The organism is Curtobacterium sp. Leaf261, from assembly GCF_001422205.1.
GTDB lineage: Bacteria > Actinomycetota > Actinomycetes > Actinomycetales > Microbacteriaceae > Curtobacterium.
This window is the reverse complement of record NZ_LMMJ01000010.1, coordinates 378,942-397,508: the sequence shown is the minus strand read 5'-3', so window position 1 is coordinate 397,508 and position 18,567 is coordinate 378,942. Positions and strand designations below refer to the sequence as shown.

The following is an 18,567-nucleotide window of genomic DNA, read 5'->3' as shown; positions in this document are numbered from 1 at the left end:
CCGAGCGGGCTCACCGTGTTGCGCTCCGCCCCGAACTGAGTAGGTTTGCCCCTCGTGACGAACGAGATCCGGTCGCTGAAAGCGCGACTGATCGGGGACCCGCTGCCCTCGGAGAAGCTCGAGGGGCAACTCCTCCCGAAGCACCTGGCGCTGCCGATCTTCGCGAGCGACCCGCTCTCCTCGGTGGCCTACGCGCCCCAGGAGCTCCTGATGATCCTGCTGCTCGGCGGGATGTCGTTCCTGACCTTCGCGCCGGGGGTGGCCGCGATGGTCGTCCTGCTGCTCATCGTCGTCGTCGCCTCCTACCGCCAGCTCATCAAGGCCTACCCCTCCGGCGGCGGCGACTACGAGGTCGCGCACCGGAACCTCGGCGAGAAGGCCGGCCTCGTCGTCGCGTCGGCGCTCCTCGTCGACTACGTGATGACCGTCGCCGTGTCCGTGGCGTCCGGCGTGGACAACATCATCTCCGCCCTGCCCTTCCTCGCAGAGTTCCGCGTCGAGCTCGCGCTGGTGTTCGTCGTGGTGCTCGCCGCCGTGAACCTCCGCGGTGTCGCCGAGTCGAGCAAGGCCTTCGCGATCCCCACCTACCTCTTCGTCGCGAGCGTGTTCGTGATGGTCGTCACCGCGCTCGTCCGGACGTTCGCCGGCAACGCCCCGGTCGCGGAGTCCGCGGGCTACGTCGTCGACCACGGCTCGGACCTGGCGCACGCCGCGTTCATCCTGCTGCTCCTGCGGGCGTTCGCATCGGGGTGCTCGGCACTCACCGGTGTCGAGGCGATCGCGAACGGCGTGCAGGCGTTCCGCCGCCCGAAGGTCCGGAACGCGCAGAAGACCCTCGTCGCGATGGGCGGCATCGCGATCGTCCTGTTCGTCGGCCTCATCTCGATCGCGCTCGTCTCGCGCGTGCACTACGCCGAGAGCGCGTGCGACCTGCAGGGCTTTGCGAACTGCGCCACGACGCCGCAGCGGTCGCTCATCGCCCAGATCGCGGCGGCGACGTTCGGCAACAACAGCGTCCTGTTCTTCGTCGTGCAGGCCACCACCGCCGCGGTCCTGCTCCTCGCCGCGAACACGGCGTTCAACGGGTTCCCGCTGCTCGGGTCGATCCTCGCGCGGGACTCCTACGCACCGAAGGCGCTCTCGACCCGCGGTGATCGGCTCATCTACTCGAACGGCGTGATCGTCCTGGCGCTCGTGGCCGCCGCGCTGCTCATCGTCTACCGGGCGAACGTCACGAGCCTCATCCAGCTGTACATCATCGGTGTGTTCGTGTCCTTCACCCTCGGGCAGACCGGCATGGTCAAGCACTGGCTGCGGCTGCTGCGGGCCGACCGCGACGGGACCCTGGGCCCCGACGCCGAGCCGGTCAACCGGGGGCAGGTGTACCGGAGCCTGTCGATCAACGCCACCGGCGCGCTCTTCACGTTCATCGTGCTCGTGGTCGTCACCATCACGAAGTTCACCCACGGCGCGTGGCTCGTGTTCGTGATCATGCCGATCCTGTTCGTGCTGATGCTCGGCGTGAACCGCTACTACCGCGACGTCTCCCACGAGATCGAGGCGGACCCGGCGACCAAGTTCGGGGCGACCGGCGACCACGCGATCGTGCTCGTCAACAAGCTGCAGAAGCCGGTGCTCAAGGCGATCGACTACGCCATCGCGGCCAAGCACGCGTCGTTCGAGGCGGTCCACGTCGCGATCGACGAGGCCGACGCGTCCGCGCTCCGCGCGCAGTGGGCCGAGTACGGGATCGACGCCCCGCTGACCATCGTGTCGAGTCCCTACCGCGACATCTCGATGCCCCTCATCAAGTACATCAAGGCCCACCGGCTCGACCACGGGTCCGAGGTCGTCACCGTCTACACCCCCGTGTTCGTCGTCGGACACTGGTGGGAGACGTTCCTGCACAACCACCGCGGCCGTCGGATCCGGAAGAAGCTGCTGCTCGTGCACGGCGTCACCGTCGCGCTCGTCCCGTGGCTGCTCGACTCCTCGGAGCTCCTCTACGGCCGTCGCTCGAGGCCGTTCCCCGGGCAGGACCGTCGCGGCGAACCCGTCCGACCGACGTTCGAGCGACCGGCGGCGCCGCAGTCCGAGGCGGAGCGACTGCGCCGGTCGGTCCAGCGGAACAGCCTGCAGCCGAGGCGTGCGACCCGGCCCGCCGGACCCGCGGACGGGGTGGACCCGGCACTCTGCACGGGGTCGGTACCGGTGCTCGTGCCGACGACCCCGGCCTCGTCGAGGACCCCGCCCACCTCGGCGGAGTGATGCGGGAACGGTGTCCGCGGTCGGTCGTAGAGTGACCGCGACATGAACGACGACACCACCACCGACCCGGGACTCCGCGTCTTCGCGACGATCGACAGCCACGACGGCAAGGTCTCGCGGCGCGTGGAGGTGCTGCCGGTCGATCCCCCGTCGACGCCGGACGGACGCTACGACGGCATGGTCGTCGTCCGCGGCGAGCACCCGACCGGAGCGCTCGACCCGCAGCCGGTGGACGATGCGGACGCGAGCCTCGTCCGCGGTGCGTGGAGCATCGGGTACGCCGCGCCCGCCGACCTCCACGACTGGTACCGACCGGACCGCGTCGTCGTCCCGCACGCCGAGGCGCGCGTCTCCGGCCTCACCGCCGGCACGTTCGCGGACACCAGGACGCGTGGCCGGGTCCGCATCGACGGACGGGAGGCACACATCGCCCCCGACGGTCGTCCCGCGTTCCGCACGCTGGTGGGCTCCGACGACGTCCGCGTCGACGTCCCGCTCCCGCGTGACGAGGTCGTGCGCCTGGTCGAGATCGACACCGAGGCGACGACGGACACGGGCGCTGCGGGGGTGATGGTGCGATCGGTGCCGGTGTTGCCGATCCTGCCGCCCGGTGAGCACCCGGACCGGTCGTCGGACGTCGTCGGCCTGCCGCCGCGGGACACGGGCACACGTGTCGCCGTCCGGGCGTCGTGGATCGTGCGCGGGGAGCGCGTCGCGATCGTCCGGGTCGACGCCGAGGCGAACACCGCGTGGATCGGCCGACCGGGGCAGGAGCCCACGCCGATCGCGGCGAACGTCATCGATGCCGATCTGGTGCGGTACGAGGTGTCGCCCGCCTGACGCCGTCGCCGGGGGGCCGAGGGCCGGGGAGCGAGACCGGGGACCGGGGACCGGGGACCGGGACCGGGGACCGGGGACCGGGGACCGGGCGGCTGTACCCCGCAACGGCCGGCGCTGTCGGTGCCCGCGCGTACCGTTCGCTCCATGACGAACAGCGAACAGACCCCGATGAGCGACAGCAGCGCAGCACCCCTCGACGAGTCGCTCGACCCCGCGGGAGCCGGTCCGAGCGACGTGCTCCCCGACGACGTCCCCGCAGACTCCATCGGCTCGGACGACGCCCAGTCGAACGGTGCGGCGTCGACCGGTGCCGGGTCCGACACCATCGGCTCGACCGGCGACGCATCGAACGATGCCCAGTCGAACGGCGTCCAGTCGAACGGCGCACAGTCGAACGGTGTCGCCCCCGACGAGCCGACCGGGGAGCCGACCGGCGAGACCCTCGGCGGCGCTCGTCCGGACCCGTCGACCTCGGCGAGCAAGGACCCGGAGCAGTGGGTCACCGGCGACGAGCCCATGACCGGCGCCCAGCGGAGCTACCTCGACACGCTGGCGCGCGAGGCGGGCGAGGAGCTCTCCGCGGACCTCACGAAGGCCGAGGCGTCCGAGCACATCGAGCGCCTGCAGTCGAAGACGGGCCGCGGCCAGGGCTGAGTCGATCCGTCGAGAAGTGCCCATCTGTCGGGTCCCGCACCCCAGCCGACAGATGGGCACTTCTCATTCGGGGCTCGGGCCGGGGGCCGCGACGGCGCCCTCGCCCGTCGCCAGGCGCTCCACCACCTGCCGCGCGATCAGTCGCCCGGCCCGGTTCGCCCCGATCGTCGACGCCTGCGGTCCGTACCCCGCGAGGAACACCCGGGGGTCGCGGGCGGACACGCCGTCACGGACCGAGAACCCGCCCGAGCGCTCCCGGAGTCCGAGCGGCGCCAGGTACCGCAGCTCCGGACGGAACCCCGTCGCCCAGATGATCGTGTCGGCGTGCCGGAACGATCCGTCCGCCATGCGCACGCCGTCCGGCTCGACAGCAGAGAACATCGGCTGCTCGACCAGGACGCCCCGCCCGGCAGCCGCCCGCATGCGCTCGGTCTTCGGCACGCCGGTCCCCGCGACGATGCTCGGCAGGGGCAGCCCGGCGCGCGCGGCGTCGTCCTGCGCCCGGACGGCCGACGTCGCGGACTCGAGGTCGAGCGAGGTCTCCTCGAGCCAGTCCACCCGGCGCCGTGTCACCCACGTGATCGTCGCTGCGACGCCCTCGAGCTCCAGCACGAAGCCGATGGCGCTCGTCCCGCCGCCGACCACGACGACGTCCTGCCCGCGGAACTCCTCCGCGCTCCGGTACCCCGTGGTGTCGAGCTGTCGACCGGCGAACCCGTCGCGGCCCGGGACCCACGGCACGAAGGGCATCCCCCACGAGCCCGTGGCGCTCACCAGGACCTCGGTGCGGACGGTCACCACACCGTCGGGCGTGCGGACCTCCACCGCGAGGTCGTCGCCGTCCGCACGGACGGCGACCGCCTCGGCAGGGCGCTCGACGACGATCCCGGCACCGTCCTCGTAGCGGCGGTAGTACTCGGCCACGACGTCCCGAGCCGGTCGATCGTGATCTGCGTCGTCGAAGCGGAGTCCGAGCGCGTGCATGCCGGGCAGGTCGTGGACACGGTGGGCGAGGCCGAGCCGGAGCGCCTCCCAGCGGAACTGCCAGGCACCTCCCGTTGATGGTCCTCGATCCACCACGAGCACGTCCGCACCGGTCCGGAGACCCCGTCGCTGCAGTTCGTACGCGACCGAGAGCCCGGCCTGACCCGCCCCGACGACCACGACACGCGCACGAGCGTCGTCCGGGGGCTGCAGCACGGTCCCAATTGTGCTGTGCGCGGAGCGTTCTGGACGTGAGGGAATCGGGGTACATGGTAAAGTGATCGGCAGATTTCAAACCACGCACCGCATCGGTTGACCTGTTCCCAGCCCGTTTCGCTCGGACTCGCCAGTTCCGCCGGGCCGATCACACGAGGGGGTCACGCATGGGGCGCGGCCGTCAGAAGGCGAAGCACACCAAGGTCGCTCGGGAGCTGAAGTACTTCAGCCCCGAGACGAACTACGGTGCGCTCGAACGCGAACTGGCCACTGGACACGAGTCGGAGAACGACTACGTGGACAAGTGGGCAGACGATGAGGACGACGATTCGTTCGAGTCCTCCGAAGCCGATCAGCACGACAAGTCCGCGTAGTCGGCACTGATCCCGCGGGATCGGACGACGACCGGTACGGCGCCGCATGGAGTTGCTCCATGCGGCGCTTCGTCGCGTCCGGACGCACCCGTCTGGGCGCTCCCGCTCGGGCGCCGTCACGTGCCCGCTCGAGCGCCGTCGTGCGCCCGCTCGGGCGCCGTCACGCGCGGGCGTACGACGCCGGGCGCGACCGACGACACGTGGTGCCGATGCGAGGCGGGCGCGAGCCGTGCCTCCAGTCCGGCCGGGAGGCACGGCTGACGCCCGCCTCGCCGGCCCAGCCGCCCGTGTCCACGGGGCCGGCCTGGTCTCCCCGCAGGCCTAGTCCGCGTAGGTGCCGATCAGGCGCACCGCGCCGCCGTCGACGCCCTTCGCACCCTGCTCGAACCCCGCGAGGTCGTGCGGAGCCGTCGAGATCTCACCGACGGCCCACGCGGCGAGCCCGGCCGTGCCGAGCGCCTGCACGATCTGGTCGGCGGCCGCCCGCGACACCACGGCGAACATGCCGATGCCGAGGTTCCACGTGCCCTCGGTGTCCGTCAGCGGTGTGCCGGACATCGACGACAGGACCTGGAACACGGGCAGGGGCGCCCACGTCGCACGATCCACCTCGACCCACGAGCCGCGGGGCAGCACACGGGCCAGGTTCGCCGCGATGCCACCGCCCGTGACGTGGGAGAGCGCGTGCACCTGCCCGGCGAAGACCGGGTCGGCGAGCAGCGCGACGAGCGGCGCCGTGTAGAGACGGGTCGGCTCGAGGAGGACCTCGCCGACCATGCCGCCGAGGTCGTCCGAGTGCTCCGTGAACCCGACGCCGCGGGTGCTCAGGATGTGCCGGACGAGCGAGTAGCCGTTCGAGTGCAGGCCGGACGAGGCGATCGCGATCACCGTGTCGCCGTCCTCGACGAGCTGCGGGCCGAGCTGCAGGTCGGCCTCGACGACGCCCACCGCGGCACCGGCGACGTCGTAGTCGTCCGGCCCGAGGAGTCCCGGGTGCTCCGCGGTCTCGCCGCCGACGAGCGCGGTGCCGGTCGCCGAGCAGCCACGGGCGATGCCGGCGACGATGTCCGCGATCCGCGACGGGACGACCCGACCGCAGGCGATGTAGTCCGTCATGAAGATCGGGCGGGCGCCGACCACGACGATGTCGTCGACGACCATGCCGACGAGGTCCTGCCCGATGGTGTCGTGCTTGTCGATGGCCTGCGCGATCGCGACCTTGGTGCCGACGCCGTCGGTGCTCGTGGCGAGGAGCGGGTGTGAGAACTCGCGCAGGAACGAGACGTCGTAGAGCCCGGCGAAGCCGCCGACCCCACCGAGCACGGACGGGTTGTGCGTCGCGGACACCGCCGACTTCATGAGTTCGACGGCCAGGTCACCGGCCGCCGTGTCGACGCCGGCCTCGGCGTACGGGTTGACCATTCGTTCATCCTCCGCGGGCATGGCAGACTTGTTCGGTACCCCCACACTCTACGGTCTGGAGCCACGTCGGCATGTGCGGCATCGTCGGTCTCGTCTCGCAGGGACCAGCCAATCAATCCATCTACGACGCACTGCTCCTGCTGCAGCACCGGGGGCAGGACTCGACGGGCATCGCCACGAACGAGGGCCACGTCTTCCACGCGCACAAGACCCGTGGCCACGTGCGCGAGGCCTTCCGGACGCGCGACATGCGATCCCTCCTCGGCACCATGGGTCTGGGGCACGTCCGCTACGCCACCAAGGGCGTCGCGAGCAACGAGGAAGAGGCCCAGCCGTTCTACGTGAACGCGCCCTACGGCATCGTCCTCGTGCACAACGGCAACCTGACGAACACGCGCGAGCTCACCCGCGAGCTGTTCGACGTGGACCGCCGCCACCTCAACACCTCGTCGGACACCGAGCTGCTCGTGAACGTCCTGGCGCACGAGCTGCAGGCCCAGGTCCGCGGCACCGACCTCGACCCCGAGCAGGTGTTCCACGCGGTGGAGCGCGTGCACGAGCGCGTCGAGGGGTCGTACGCCACGATCGCGATGATCGCGGGGCACGGGCTCCTGGCGTTCCGCGACCCGTTCGGCATCCGGCCGCTCATCCTCGGGCACCGGTTCGCCGAGAGTGCTCCGGACAAGAGCGAGTGGATCGTCGCGTCGGAGTCGCTCGTGCTCGAGTCCGGCGGCTACGACATCGTCCGCGACATCGCTCCGGGCGAGGCCGTCTTCATCACCCTCGACGGGCAGCTCGTCAGCCGACAGTGCGCCCGGAACCCCCGCCTCATCCCGTGCTCGTTCGAGTACGTCTACCTGGCACGTCCGGACTCGATCATGAACGGCATCTCGGTGTACGACGCGCGCCTCCGCCTCGGGAACCGCCTCGCCGACACCATCGCCACGCACGCACCGGCCGGTGACATCGATGTGGTCATGCCGATCCCGGACTCCTCACGGCCCGCCGCCATGCAGGTCGCGCAGAAGCTCGGCATCGAGTACCGCGAGGGCTTCTACAAGAACCGCTACGTCGGCCGCACGTTCATCATGCCGGGACAGGCGGAGCGCAAGCGCAGTGTCCGTCAGAAGCTCAACGCGATGTCGTCGGAGTTCAAGGGCAAGAACATCCTCATCGTCGACGACTCCATCGTGCGCGGCACCACGAGCAAGGAGATCGTCGAGATGGCCCGTGCCGCCGGTGCGAACGAGGTCACGTTCACCTCGGCAGCGCCCCCGGTGCGCTACCCGCACGTCTACGGCATCAACATGCCGACGCGTGACGAGCTCATCGCGCACGGACGGAAGATCCCCGAGATCAACCAGGTCCTCGGCAGCGACCACCTCATCTACCAGGAGGTCGAGGACATGCGCTCCGCGATCTGCGAGGGGTCCGACGTCACCGAGCTCGAGATGAGCTGCTTCACCGGCGACTACGTCACCGGGTCGGTCACGCCGGAGTACCTGGCCTGGGTCGAGGCGAACCAGCTGAGCTGACGACGCTCCTGACACGCCGGCCGCTCCTGCCGCTGACGGACTGGAGGGACGGTGCGGTCCGAGCGAGACGCGCCGTCCGTCAGGTGGTCGCGTCCGCGACCTCCGGGCTACCGCCGGTCGTCCTCGTCAGCGTCGACCTCGCCGTCGACCGTGTCGACCGGCATCTGGATGTCGAGCCGCTCGGCCGTCAGCTTCGCCGCGCGCTTCGAGAGCCGCCAGTCGAGGACGACCGCCACGAGGGCACCGACCACGAGCCCCGCGGTGACCCCGTAGAGCGCGAAGTACCCGACGAGGCCCCAGAACCCGACGTCCGCCGAGGTCGTCGTGCCGTCGTTCGATGCGGCCACGCCACGGTCGAGGTCCATCGTCGCCGCGACCACGATGACCGTCGCGATGAAGCCCAGCACACCACCGCCGACGATGAACACGCCGAACTTCGGTGCCCTGCGGATCGTGACCTCGCCGGCGGATGCCGTCTCCGAGGGCGCAGGCGCGGTCTCCGACGGCGCGCCGACCCGGTCCGCGGGGACGACCGGTCCGTCGGGCTCGGCCTGTCCCTCGGGCTCGGTCGGACTTCCGGGACGATCGGTGCTGCTCACGTCCCCATTGTCCCCCACCTTGGGACGTCTCCCGACCTGTCACGGAACGCGGCCAGGGAGCAGAATTGCTCTGCGCCACCGGGCCGACGCGCAGGGCACCGTCCGGACGACAGCGAGGAGGGTGGACATGGTCGAACCGATGCGCGACGCCGGCCGGGCCACCCGGCTGCCGTCGCGGTCCGCCGCCGTCGCGTCGCTCGCCCCGGTCGCACCGATCGCCTCCGTCGAGCACGACCCGCTGCCCGCCCGGCTGTCGTGGCCCGTCCTCGAGCGCCGCGAGGAGAACCGGGCGGTCGCGGTCGTCGGCGACCATCGCTGGAGCGTCGCGATCGTCGGGTCAGCCGGGCTCGGCAAGAGCGTCGTCGCAGCCGCGGTCGTCGACCGGGTCGCCCGTGCCGATCGGACCGGCCTGGTCACCGTGCTGCCCATCACCGCGAGCCCGAACGAGGCCGCGAAGCCGTTCGCTGCGGCGATCGCCCACTTCGGGGACCTCCCGGAGGCGGTGCTCGCCGACGAGTCGGGCGCCGAACGCCGACTGCGGGAATCGGCTGACCTCGTCGGTCGTGACGTCCTGCTCCGCGTGGACGACGCCGACCAGCTCGACCCGATGTCGGCGCGCTACGTGGCCTGGCTCGTCCGGCACGCCGACGCCAGACTCGTCCTGACCTGCCGCGACTTCACCGCCCTCGCCGAGCCGCTCCGGCAGCTCTGGCAGGACGACATGCTCGAGCGGATCGACCTCGCGCCGCTCGACCTCGACGAGACCGACCGGCTCATGGCGCTCGCGCTCGACGGTCCGCTCGAGGCGGAGTCGCTCGACCGACTGCACCGTGCCACGCACGGCAACCCCCTGCACCTGCGGGAGGTGGTCCGCGCGGCACACAGCTCGGGGGCGCTCGAACGGACGGCCACCGGATGGTGGTGGCCCGGACGGGTGTCCGCGTCGAAGAGCCTCGAGGACCTCTACCGCACCGAACTCGCCGAGCTCTCCGGTGATCTCCGCGACGTCGTCGACATCGTCGCCCTGGCCGACCCGATCCCGCTCTCGAGACTGCTCGCCCTCGTCGCGGACGCCGACGTCGACCGGGTCGTCGCACTCGGATTCGTGACGGTGGACGTCGAGACGGCGACCGACGGGACGCCGGTGGTGCGTCCCTCCCATCCGCTCGTCGGTGACGTGGTGCGCTCGCTCGTCCCGGTCTCGCGGCGGACCCGGCTGTTCGCCAGGGCGAACGCGTTCCGCGCGGACCCGGCCGAGGGCGCACCGCCGGCCGCGCGCCTCCGGGCGTCGCTCTGGGCACTCGAGTGCGGCGTCGTCCCACCGACCGACCAACTACTCGACGCCGCACGGGTCGCGGTGCGCCTGCAGGAGTACGAGAGCGCGACGGTTCTGGCATCGGCGGCCCTCGCGGGCTCGGACACGTCCGTCGCGGCGTCCGTCAGCGCCCTCTGCACGCGGGCGACGGCCAGGACGTACAGCACCGGCCGCGAGTCCGCGCGGCACGACGCCGAGCGGGCGTGGGACCTGGCGTCCACCGCCAAGAGCGTCGGACGCAGCGCAGCGCAGCAGAGCGGTCCGGGGCCACGGCGGATCGACGACGCACTCGTCGTCGAGGCGGCCGAGGGACTCGCGAACCTCGCCCAGTTCCACGACGACGACGTGGACCGCGCCCTGGAGATCGTGGACGTCGCCGCCGCGATGGTCGCCGACCCCGCGCGCGAACGCCTCCGCATGCTCCGGCTCACGCACCTCGGCTGGGCCGGCCGCTTCCACGAGGTCCTCACCGAGGTGGATCGATCCGGTGTGCTCGACACCGACGCGGTGCCCCTCGACTTCCTCACGCTCGCACCCTGCGGCGTGATCGCCCTCGCGGTCGTCGGGCGCGTCCCGGAGGCCTACGCCCTGGCCGCCGCGTCGATCACGACGGCGAGCGCCCACGTCGAGGACGCCCCGTGGAGCCTCGGCGAGCTCGCGTCCGTGCTGCACCAGGTGCAGATGTGGTGCGGCGACCTCGCGGGCCTGACGCTCCAGGTCGGCCGTCGTCCGAGTCCGTTCTTCAAGTACGACTACACGCTCGAACTCCTCGGGACGGGGAACCTGGCGATCGCGGAACGTCGCTGGGCAGATGCCGCGACCGCGTTCCGGGCGGCCTGTGAGCGGTTCGAGGTCGCCGACCACGGCGGGTTCGCGGCGTACCCGTGGGCACGTCTCGCGCTGGCGCTCGTGATGCTCGGACGGACGGTCGAGTCGGCCGCCGCACTGGATCGCGCCCGATCGATCCCGGCGCGGGGCATGCGGATCACGGCCGAGGAGCTCCCGTCGACGATGGCCGTCACCGAGTTCATGCTCGGCCGGCCGACGGCGGTCACGCACGCGAGCGAGATCGTGGAACGGTCCGAGCGCTCCGGGGCGTGGCTCCCCGCCCTCTTCGGCCTGATGATGCTGCACGAGGCGGAGTCCGCGCTGGGGATGGACCCGACGACGACGCTGACGCGGATCCGCACCGCGGCCGCCCGGGTGCAGACACCGGTCGCCCGGGCGTACCTCGGCTACCGCGAGGCGGTCGAGCGCGGGGACGCCGCCGGGTCGCGTGCGGCGCGGACCGAGCTCGCCGACCACGGGTTCCCGCTGAGCATCGCGCAGCTCGGACGCTCGCCGCTCACGCCGCGCGAGTACGAGGTGGCCGAACTCGCGGCGCAGGGCCTCAGCAACCGCCAGGTCGCGGAGCACCTCGGACGATCGGTGCGGACCGTGGACGCGCACATGAGCCGGATCTTCGCGAAGTGGGGTCTGCACTCGCGCGGGGAGCTCGTCGACCTCGTCTGACCGAGCTCCCGCGGGCAGCACGGACGTCCCCGTGGCGCGCCGACTCGCGGTTGTCGGACCGGTCGCGTAGGGTTTCGATCGTCGCCGGGTTCGGACCCGTTCGGGTCGGGTCCGAATCCCGGCGACGCTCTCACGGTAGTCACGGACTCCGGAGCACACATCGGTAGGTGCTACCTAATCGAGTCGAGTGTCCCTCGCGCCTCAGTCCGGCAGGCGCACCGGCAGGTGGTCGGTCAGGTCCGCGCGGGACCCCGATGCGATCACCCTCGCCGCAGCGACCGCCTCCGGCCACGTCAGGGTCGCGGTCGCCAGGGCGATCCACGTCCGGGCGTCCATCTCGACGACGTTCGGGGGCGTCCCGCGGGTGTGCCGCGGACCGGGGACGGCCTGGACGGCACCGAACGGCGGCACCCTGACCTCCACGCTGTTGCCGGGGACGGCCGCCGCGAGCGACTGCAGCAGGAACCGCACGGTGGTCGCCGTCGTCGCGCGATCGGTCGCGCCGTCGCGCACTGCGGCGAGCGCCGCGCGCCCCTCTGCGGGGTCGATGATCCTGGCTGGCACGACACCACCATAGGCACGGGACCCCCGCCGGTGCCGAGCGTCGGCCGGGAGGCACGGTGCCGGTCACGCTGGTCGGCCTCCGGACCGGCGGCGACGGCGCGGTCGGTAGGCTTGCCGGGTGCGAATCCTCGTCCTCGGTTCCGGTGCCCGTGAGCACGCGATCATCACGGCCCTCCTCGCGGAGCGTGCCGGCCACGTCATCACCTGCGCGCCGGGCAACTCCGGCATCGCCGCTGTCGTCGAGACGGTGTCGCTCGACCCGACGAACGGCGGGCTCGTCGCGGAGTACGCGAACGAGAACGGCATCGAGCTCGTCGTCGTGGGTCCGGAGGCACCGCTCATCGCCGGCGTGGCCGATCCGATCCGCACGCGTGGCATCGCGGTCTTCGGTCCGAGCAGGGCGGCCGCGCAGCTCGAGGGCTCGAAGGCCTTCGCGAAGCGCATCATGGAGGTCGCCGGGGTCCCGACCGGCCGCCCGGTGTACGCCGGCACACTGGCCGAGGCGGAAGCCGCACTCGACGAGCTCGGTGCCCCGTACGTCGTGAAGGCCGACGGACTCGCCGCGGGCAAGGGCGTCATCGTCACCGAGGACCGCGACGCCGCCCTCGAGCACGCCCGCTACTGGCTCCAGCACGGACCCGTCGTGGTCGAGGAGTTCCTCGACGGAGAAGAGGTCTCGCTGTTCTTCCTGAGCGACGGCCACGACGTCGTGCCGCTCAGCCCGGCGCAGGACTCCAAGCGCCTCCTCGACGGCGACCTCGGACCGAACACCGGCGGCATGGGCGCCTACTCGCCGCTGCCGTGGCTCGCGGACCACTGGGGGAACGAGGAGGCCTTCGTCGCCGAGGTGACCGAGCTCGTCGCACTCCCGACGATCCGACGACTGGAGCACGAGGGCACCCCGTTCGTCGGGCTCCTCTACTGCGGACTCATCGTCACCGAGCAGGGCGTGCGGGTCATCGAGTTCAACGCGCGCTTCGGCGACCCGGAGACCCAGGTCGTGCTCCCCCGGCTCGTCACGCCGCTCAGCGAGCTGCTGTTCCAGGCGGCGACCGGACAGCTCGGCGGTCGGGCGCACCCCGAGTTCCACCCGCACGCCGGGGTGACCGTCGTGCTCGCCAGCGAGGGCTACCCGGAGAACCCGATGACCGGCCGCCGCCTCACCGGGGTCGACGAGGCCGAGGCCCTCGACGGTGTCAGTGTCCTGCACGCCGCGACCGCGACCCTCGACGGAGACCTCGTCGCGACCGGCGGCCGGGTGCTGAGCGTCTCCGCGGTCGGGGACGACTTCGCCGAGGCACGAGCACGCGCCTACGACGGCCTGTCCCGGATCCACCTCGACGGCGGGCAGTTCCGCACCGACATCGCCGCGAAGGTGGTCCGATGAGCACGCCGGGTGCCGCACTGGTCGGCTGGGAGCACGTCTACTCGGGCAAGGTCCGCGACCTCTACGTCCCCGAGACGAGCACGTCCAGAGCCGGAGCCCTGTCGGCCGCGACGGAGCTGCTGCTCGTCGCGAGCGACCGGGTGAGCGCCTACGACTTCATGCTCGAACCCCCCATCCCCGGCAAGGGCGAGCTCCTCACACGGCTCTCCCGGTTCTGGTTCGCCCAGCTCGCCGACGTGCCGAACCACCTGTTGCCGGACTCCGCCTCGGCGACCCCGGTGCCGGAGTCCGTCGCGGCGCGGTCGATGCGTGTGATGCCCCTGACCATGTTCCCGATCGAGTGCGTCGTCCGCGGGTACCTGGCGGGGAGCGGCTGGACGGAGTACCAGGAGTCCGGCAGCGTCTGCGGTGTCGAGCTCCCGGCCGGCCTCGAGAACGGCGACCGGCTCCCGACACCGATCTACACCCCCGCGTTCAAGGCCGAGCAGGGCGACCACGACGAGAACATCTCCTACGAACGGACCGTCGAGCTCGTCGGCCCGGACGTCGCCGCCACACTGCGGGACCTCGCGCTGCACGTGTACGGGTCCGCCGCGGCCGTCGCCCTCGAGCACGGGGTGATCATCGCCGACACGAAGTTCGAGTTCGGCCACGACGCCGACGGGCGGATCCGGATCGCCGACGAGGTCCTCACGAGCGACTCGAGCCGTTACTGGGACGCCGTCGTGTACGCGGCGGACGGCGACGGAGACCGCACGGAGTCGTTCGACAAGCAGATCGTCCGGAACTGGTTGGGTGCGCACTGGGACCGGCAGGGCACCCCGCCCGAGCTCCCCGCGGACGTGGTCGCGACGACGGCGGCGAGGTACCGCGAGCTGCTGGAGCGACTCGGCGCCTGACCGGGCGGGCGTGGCGGACGCGCGCCGTGCCTCCAATCCGTGTCCGTGTCCGTGTCATGTCCGTGACATTCGTCACGGCACGATCGTGACGGATCACCCATGGGTCGACCGCGCTCCTGCGCGACGCTGGGGGCATGAACGAGACCCCCGTCATCCAGCTCACCGGCCTCCGGAAGCGCTTCGGTGCCAACGGTGTCGTCGCCGTCGACGGCGTCGACCTCAGCGTCCACCGCGGTGAGGTCGTCGCGCTCCTCGGTCCGAACGGAGCCGGCAAGACGACGACCGTCGACCTCGCGCTCGGTCTCGCCACCCCGAGCACGGGCAGCGCCAGGCTCTTCGGGGCCGACCCGCGCGATGCGATCGTCGCCGGCCGGGTCGGCGCGATGCTGCAGGGCGGGGCGCTCCTGGCGGACATGACGGTCCAGGACGCGGTCGCGCTGGTCGCGAGCGCGCACCGTGCCCCCATGCCGGTGGCCGAGGCGCTCCGACGGGCCAGGGTGTCGGACCTCGCGGACCGGCGGGTGAGCAAGCTCTCCGGCGGTCAGGTCCAGCGCGCGCGGTTCGCCGTCGCCGTCGTCTCGGACCCGGAGCTCCTCGTGCTCGACGAACCGACCGCCGCCATGGACGTCGAGGCCAGGCACACCTTCTGGGAGTCGATGCACGAGTTCACCGACACCGGGCGGACGGTCGTGTTCGCGACCCACCACCTCGAGGAGGCGGACACGTTCGCGGACCGGATCGTCATCATGCGCGAGGGGCGGATCGTCGCCGACGGGACACCCGACGAGATCAAGGCGATCGTCGCGGCCCGGACCATCCGGTTCACCGGCGTCCCGGCGGACGAGCCGCGGCTCACCGTGCTGCCCGGAGTCTCGGCGGTGCAGCACCGTGGCGGGCAGGTCACGCTCGTCACCGACGACTCGGACAGGACGCTCCGCGCGCTCCTCGGGGCGTTCCCCGAGGCCCGGGACGTCGCGGTGGCCGCATCGACCATGGACGACGCGTTCCTCGCCCTCACCCGGACGGCGGCACAGACCGCTGACGTCGACCACCCCCTGATCGGAGCCTGACCAATGAGCGTCGCCACCCCCTCCTCCACCTCCACCACAGCGACCGGGTCCCCCGTCGTCGGCACGTCCCCGTCCCACCGCGGCCGGATTCCGATCCGCTACGTGGTCCTCGAGACGAAGCGACAGCTCCGGAACGTCCGGGCGATCGTCTTCACCATCGCCGTCCCCGTCGTGATGCTGCTCGTGTTCGGGGCGGCCTACGGCTCGGGGGGCCAGGTCGACACGAGCACCGGCCTCCCGTGGCTCGTCGTCACGACCCTGCAGATGGCGTCGTACGGCGCGATGATGGCGTCGCTCGGACAGGCGTTCGCGATCGTCAACGAGCGCGCGCTCGGGTGGAACCGGCAGCTCCGGGTCACCCCGCTCTCCGGCAGTGCCTTCCTGGCGTCGAAGACGATCGCCGCCATCACGACGGCAGCCGTGTCGATCGTCGTCGTGATGCTCGTGGCGACGGTCGGGATGCACGCGTCGATCGGCCTCGGACACTGGCTCGGCGCCGGCGTCGGCATCCTGCTCGGCGTCGTGCCGTTCACCCTGATCGCGATCCTCATCGGACAGTTCGCGAAGCCCTCGTTCGCGCAGCCGATGTTCGTCGTCGTGTTCATGGGCCTCGCGATCCTCGGTGGGCTCTGGGTACCGCTGTCGATCATGCCGTCGTGGATGGGCCCGGTCGCGCACCTGCTGCCGTCGTTCTGGCTGAACCGGATCGGGCAGATCGGCGCCGGATCGGACGGTTCGCTCCTCGAGCCGGTCACGGTGATGCTCGCGTGGACCGTCGTGCTCGGTGCCGTCGTGGTGTGGCGGTACCGCCGCGACGCGGCGCGCCAGTGAGTGCGCATCCGGACGGGAGGCCCGACACCCGTCGACCCGCCCCTATCGTTGGTCGCATGGCTCAGGAGGCGACCGACACGGCCCCGGTGAGCGTCCGGACGGACGCGCCCCGGGCCTCCCGTCCGCGCCGGTCGTTCCCGTGGGCGATCGCGCCGTCCGCGACCCCCGCCGACGTCGCCGCAGCGCGCAGGCGCTGGTACGCCGGTGCCACGTTCGGGCTGCTCTGGCAGTCCCTGCTCGTCATCGCGCTCTGGACCGACGGCCGCCCGCTCGCCGAACACGTGCTCGGATCGGTGACGCTGCTCGTGGTCTACGCGGCCTACCTCGGCGTCCCGGAGCTGATGTGGCGGCGCGGCCTGCCGTCCCGCGTCGGCATCGTGACGGCCTTCGCCGCGCTGTGCGGCCTGACGCTCCTGTCGATCGGACCGATCGCCGTGTGGTCGTGGCTCCTCGTGGCGTCACTGACCGGGTTCATCGCGCTGCGGATGTGGGTCGCCGGTCTCGGGATCGCCGTGATCGTCGCGGCTCAGCTCGCCGTGAGCGCCGTCGTCGGCTGGGACGCCGCCACCGACAGCGGCCTGCTGTTCGCACCGCTCGTGACGGTGTCGGTGGGCCTGTCCATGGTGTTCTTCGGGCGGCAGCGGGACGCCGAGGACCAGCTCGACGTCGCGAACGACGAGCTCACCCGCCTCGCCGTGGTCGAGGAGCGCGCACGGTTCTCCCGTGACCTGCACGACGTCCTCGGACACTCGCTGACCGTGGTCACCATGAAGTCGGAGCTCGCCGCGCGGCTCGTCGACCTCGATCCCGACCGCGCGAAGGCCGAGATCGCGGACATCGAGCGCCTCTCCCGCGAGGCGCTGCAGGGGCTCCGGCAGGCGGTCGGCGGGTACCGCGAGGCCGACCTCGACGCGGAGCTCGTCGCTGCCTGTGCCGCGTTCCGTGCCGCCGGGGTCGAGGCGTCCGTGCCGGACGACGGGGCCGCCGCGGCGCGCGACGTCCGGAGTCTCTTCGCGTGGGTGCTCCGGGAGGGCGTGACGAACGTCCTCCGGCACGCCGCAGCCACGCACGCTCGGGTGACGATCACCCGGACGGCGCTGACCGTCGAGGACGACGGCACGGGTGCGTCCGGCGACGTCCGGGCGGGTGGCGGGATCGGGGGGAACGGACTCCTGGGGCTCCGAGAACGCGCGGAGGCCGTCGGAGCTGTCATCTCGACCGGGACGAGCGATCTCGGCGGCTTCCTCCTGCGGGTGCAGCGGGGGCGCCGATGACCGCCGACCGGACCGCGATCCGAGCCGCCACCGCGGGCGTACCCGCGGGTGCGCCCGCTGCGCCCTCGGGCTCCGCCGCCTCGGGCACCGCCGCTGCGGGCACCGCCGCTGCGGGCACCGCCGCCGCGGGCACCGCCGCCGCGGGCACCGCCGCCTCGGGCGCCTCGGGCGGCGCCGCCGCCGCGGGTGCTCCGCGGATCCGCGTGCTGCTCGCGGACGACCAGGCCCTCGTCCGTGGTGCGCTCGCCTCGCTCCTGTCGCTCGAACCCGACATCGAGGTGGTCGCACAGGTCGATCGTGGTGACGTCGTGGTGGCCGAGGCCCGTCGTTCCGGAGCCACCGTGGCGCTGCTCGACGTCGAGATGCCCGGTGCCGACGGACTCAGCGCCGCTCGGGCTCTCTCTGCGGAGCTCCCCGCGTGCCGCTCGCTCATCGTGACGACGTTCGGTCGCCCCGGCTACCTGCGTCGAGCCCTCGAGGCCGGCGCGGCGGGGTTCGTCGTCAAGGACACCCCGGCAGAACAGCTGGCCGACGCGGTGCGACGGGTGGCGAACGGCTTCCGGGTCGTCGATCCGGTGCTCGCCGCGGAGTCACTCGCGGCCGGGCCCTCCCCCCTCACCCCGCGGGAGACCGAGGTGCTCATCTCGTTCCGGACGGCCCCGACCGTGGCCGGGGTCGCGGCGCATCTGCACCTGTCGGTCGGCACGGTCCGCAACCACCTGTCGTCCGCGATCGGCAAGACCGCGGCGCGCAACGCGACCGAGGCACTCCGGGTCGCGGCCGACAACGGATGGCTGCTCGGCTGACCCCGAGGGCCACCGTG

15 protein-coding genes and 1 pseudogene are annotated in these 18,567 nt (G+C 72.0%); 12 read left to right on the top strand and 4 right to left on the bottom strand.

Annotated features, from left to right (window positions below; translation table 11 throughout):
- Window positions 1-45 precede the first annotated feature (45 nt).
- The 3 genes and pseudogenes from ASF23_RS15100 to ASF23_RS18895 all read left to right on the top strand — a co-directional run.
- On the top strand, window positions 46-2,268 hold the full coding sequence (locus ASF23_RS15100) for an APC family permease (protein ID WP_055955415.1): 2,223 nt from the start codon (window positions 46-48) through the stop codon (window positions 2,266-2,268).
- Between the two features lie 42 nt (window positions 2,269-2,310).
- The gene (locus ASF23_RS15095) at window positions 2,311-3,108 is read left to right on the top strand and encodes a hypothetical protein (protein WP_055955412.1); all 798 of its coding nucleotides are present in this window, start codon (window positions 2,311-2,313) and stop codon (window positions 3,106-3,108) included.
- A 435-nt stretch (window positions 3,109-3,543) separates the two neighbouring features.
- A pseudogene (locus ASF23_RS18895) lies at window positions 3,544-3,762 on the top strand (DUF3072 domain-containing protein); the annotation flags it as partial.
- A 63-nt stretch (window positions 3,763-3,825) separates the two neighbouring features.
- On the opposite strand, the gene ASF23_RS15085 reads toward ASF23_RS18895, so the two are convergent.
- Window positions 3,826-4,962 carry an FAD-dependent oxidoreductase gene (locus ASF23_RS15085; RefSeq protein WP_326999004.1) on the bottom strand — a complete coding sequence of 379 codons (1,137 nt, stop codon included), beginning with the start codon at window positions 4,960-4,962 and terminating at the stop codon, window positions 3,826-3,828.
- Window positions 4,963-5,129: 167 nt separating this feature from the next.
- On the opposite strand from ASF23_RS15085, the gene ASF23_RS15080 reads away from it, so the two are divergent.
- Window positions 5,130-5,336, top strand: a complete 207-nt coding sequence (locus tag ASF23_RS15080; RefSeq protein ID WP_055955409.1) for a DUF3073 domain-containing protein — start codon at window positions 5,130-5,132, stop codon at window positions 5,334-5,336.
- Between the two features lie 321 nt (window positions 5,337-5,657).
- Here ASF23_RS15080 and purM read toward each other — a convergent pair whose 3' ends face one another.
- The gene (gene purM, locus ASF23_RS15075; protein ID WP_055955406.1) at window positions 5,658-6,758 is read right to left on the bottom strand and encodes a phosphoribosylformylglycinamidine cyclo-ligase; all 1,101 of its coding nucleotides are present in this window, start codon (window positions 6,756-6,758) and stop codon (window positions 5,658-5,660) included.
- A 71-nt stretch (window positions 6,759-6,829) separates the two neighbouring features.
- On the opposite strand from purM, the gene purF reads away from it, so the two are divergent.
- Entirely contained in the window at window positions 6,830-8,293 is a 1,464-nt protein-coding gene (gene purF / locus ASF23_RS15070) for an amidophosphoribosyltransferase (protein ID WP_055955403.1), read from the top strand.
- 107 nt (window positions 8,294-8,400) lie between these two features.
- Here purF and ASF23_RS15065 read toward each other — a convergent pair whose 3' ends face one another.
- Window positions 8,401-8,892, bottom strand: a complete 492-nt coding sequence (locus ASF23_RS15065) for a hypothetical protein (RefSeq protein ID WP_055955400.1) — start codon at window positions 8,890-8,892, stop codon at window positions 8,401-8,403.
- A 127-nt stretch (window positions 8,893-9,019) separates the two neighbouring features.
- On the opposite strand from ASF23_RS15065, the gene ASF23_RS15060 reads away from it, so the two are divergent.
- The gene (locus ASF23_RS15060) at window positions 9,020-11,719 is read left to right on the top strand and encodes a LuxR C-terminal-related transcriptional regulator (protein WP_055955397.1); all 2,700 of its coding nucleotides are present in this window, start codon (window positions 9,020-9,022) and stop codon (window positions 11,717-11,719) included.
- A 201-nt stretch (window positions 11,720-11,920) separates the two neighbouring features.
- On the opposite strand, the gene ASF23_RS15055 is transcribed toward ASF23_RS15060, so the two are convergent.
- On the bottom strand, window positions 11,921-12,283 hold the full coding sequence (locus ASF23_RS15055; RefSeq protein ID WP_055955394.1) for a sterol carrier family protein: 363 nt from the start codon (window positions 12,281-12,283) through the stop codon (window positions 11,921-11,923).
- A 118-nt stretch (window positions 12,284-12,401) separates the two neighbouring features.
- Here ASF23_RS15055 and purD point away from each other — a divergent pair, with 118 nt between their 5' ends.
- The 6 genes from purD (at window position 12,402) to ASF23_RS15025 (ending at window position 18,550) form a co-directional block, all read left to right on the top strand.
- Window positions 12,402-13,670, top strand: a complete 1,269-nt coding sequence (purD, locus tag ASF23_RS15050; protein WP_055955391.1) for a phosphoribosylamine--glycine ligase — start codon at window positions 12,402-12,404, stop codon at window positions 13,668-13,670.
- Entirely contained in the window at window positions 13,667-14,569 is a 903-nt protein-coding gene (locus ASF23_RS15045) for a phosphoribosylaminoimidazolesuccinocarboxamide synthase (protein ID WP_055955388.1), read from the top strand. The genes purD and ASF23_RS15045 overlap by 4 nt, the downstream gene beginning before the upstream one ends.
- Before the next feature lie 134 nt (window positions 14,570-14,703).
- Window positions 14,704-15,639 carry an ABC transporter ATP-binding protein gene (locus ASF23_RS15040; RefSeq protein WP_055955385.1) on the top strand — a complete coding sequence of 312 codons (936 nt, stop codon included), beginning with the start codon at window positions 14,704-14,706 and terminating at the stop codon, window positions 15,637-15,639.
- Window positions 15,640-15,642: 3 nt separating this feature from the next.
- The gene (locus ASF23_RS15035) at window positions 15,643-16,470 is read left to right on the top strand and encodes an ABC transporter permease (RefSeq protein ID WP_235510911.1); all 828 of its coding nucleotides are present in this window, start codon (window positions 15,643-15,645) and stop codon (window positions 16,468-16,470) included.
- 56 nt (window positions 16,471-16,526) lie between these two features.
- Window positions 16,527-17,744 carry a sensor histidine kinase gene (locus ASF23_RS15030; RefSeq protein WP_055955382.1) on the top strand — a complete coding sequence of 406 codons (1,218 nt, stop codon included), beginning with the start codon at window positions 16,527-16,529 and terminating at the stop codon, window positions 17,742-17,744.
- Between the two features lie 197 nt (window positions 17,745-17,941).
- Window positions 17,942-18,550 (top strand): response regulator transcription factor, encoded by a 609-nt coding sequence (locus ASF23_RS15025; protein WP_055955578.1) that lies wholly within the window; start codon window positions 17,942-17,944, stop codon window positions 18,548-18,550.
- Window positions 18,551-18,567: the final 17 nt, after the last annotated feature.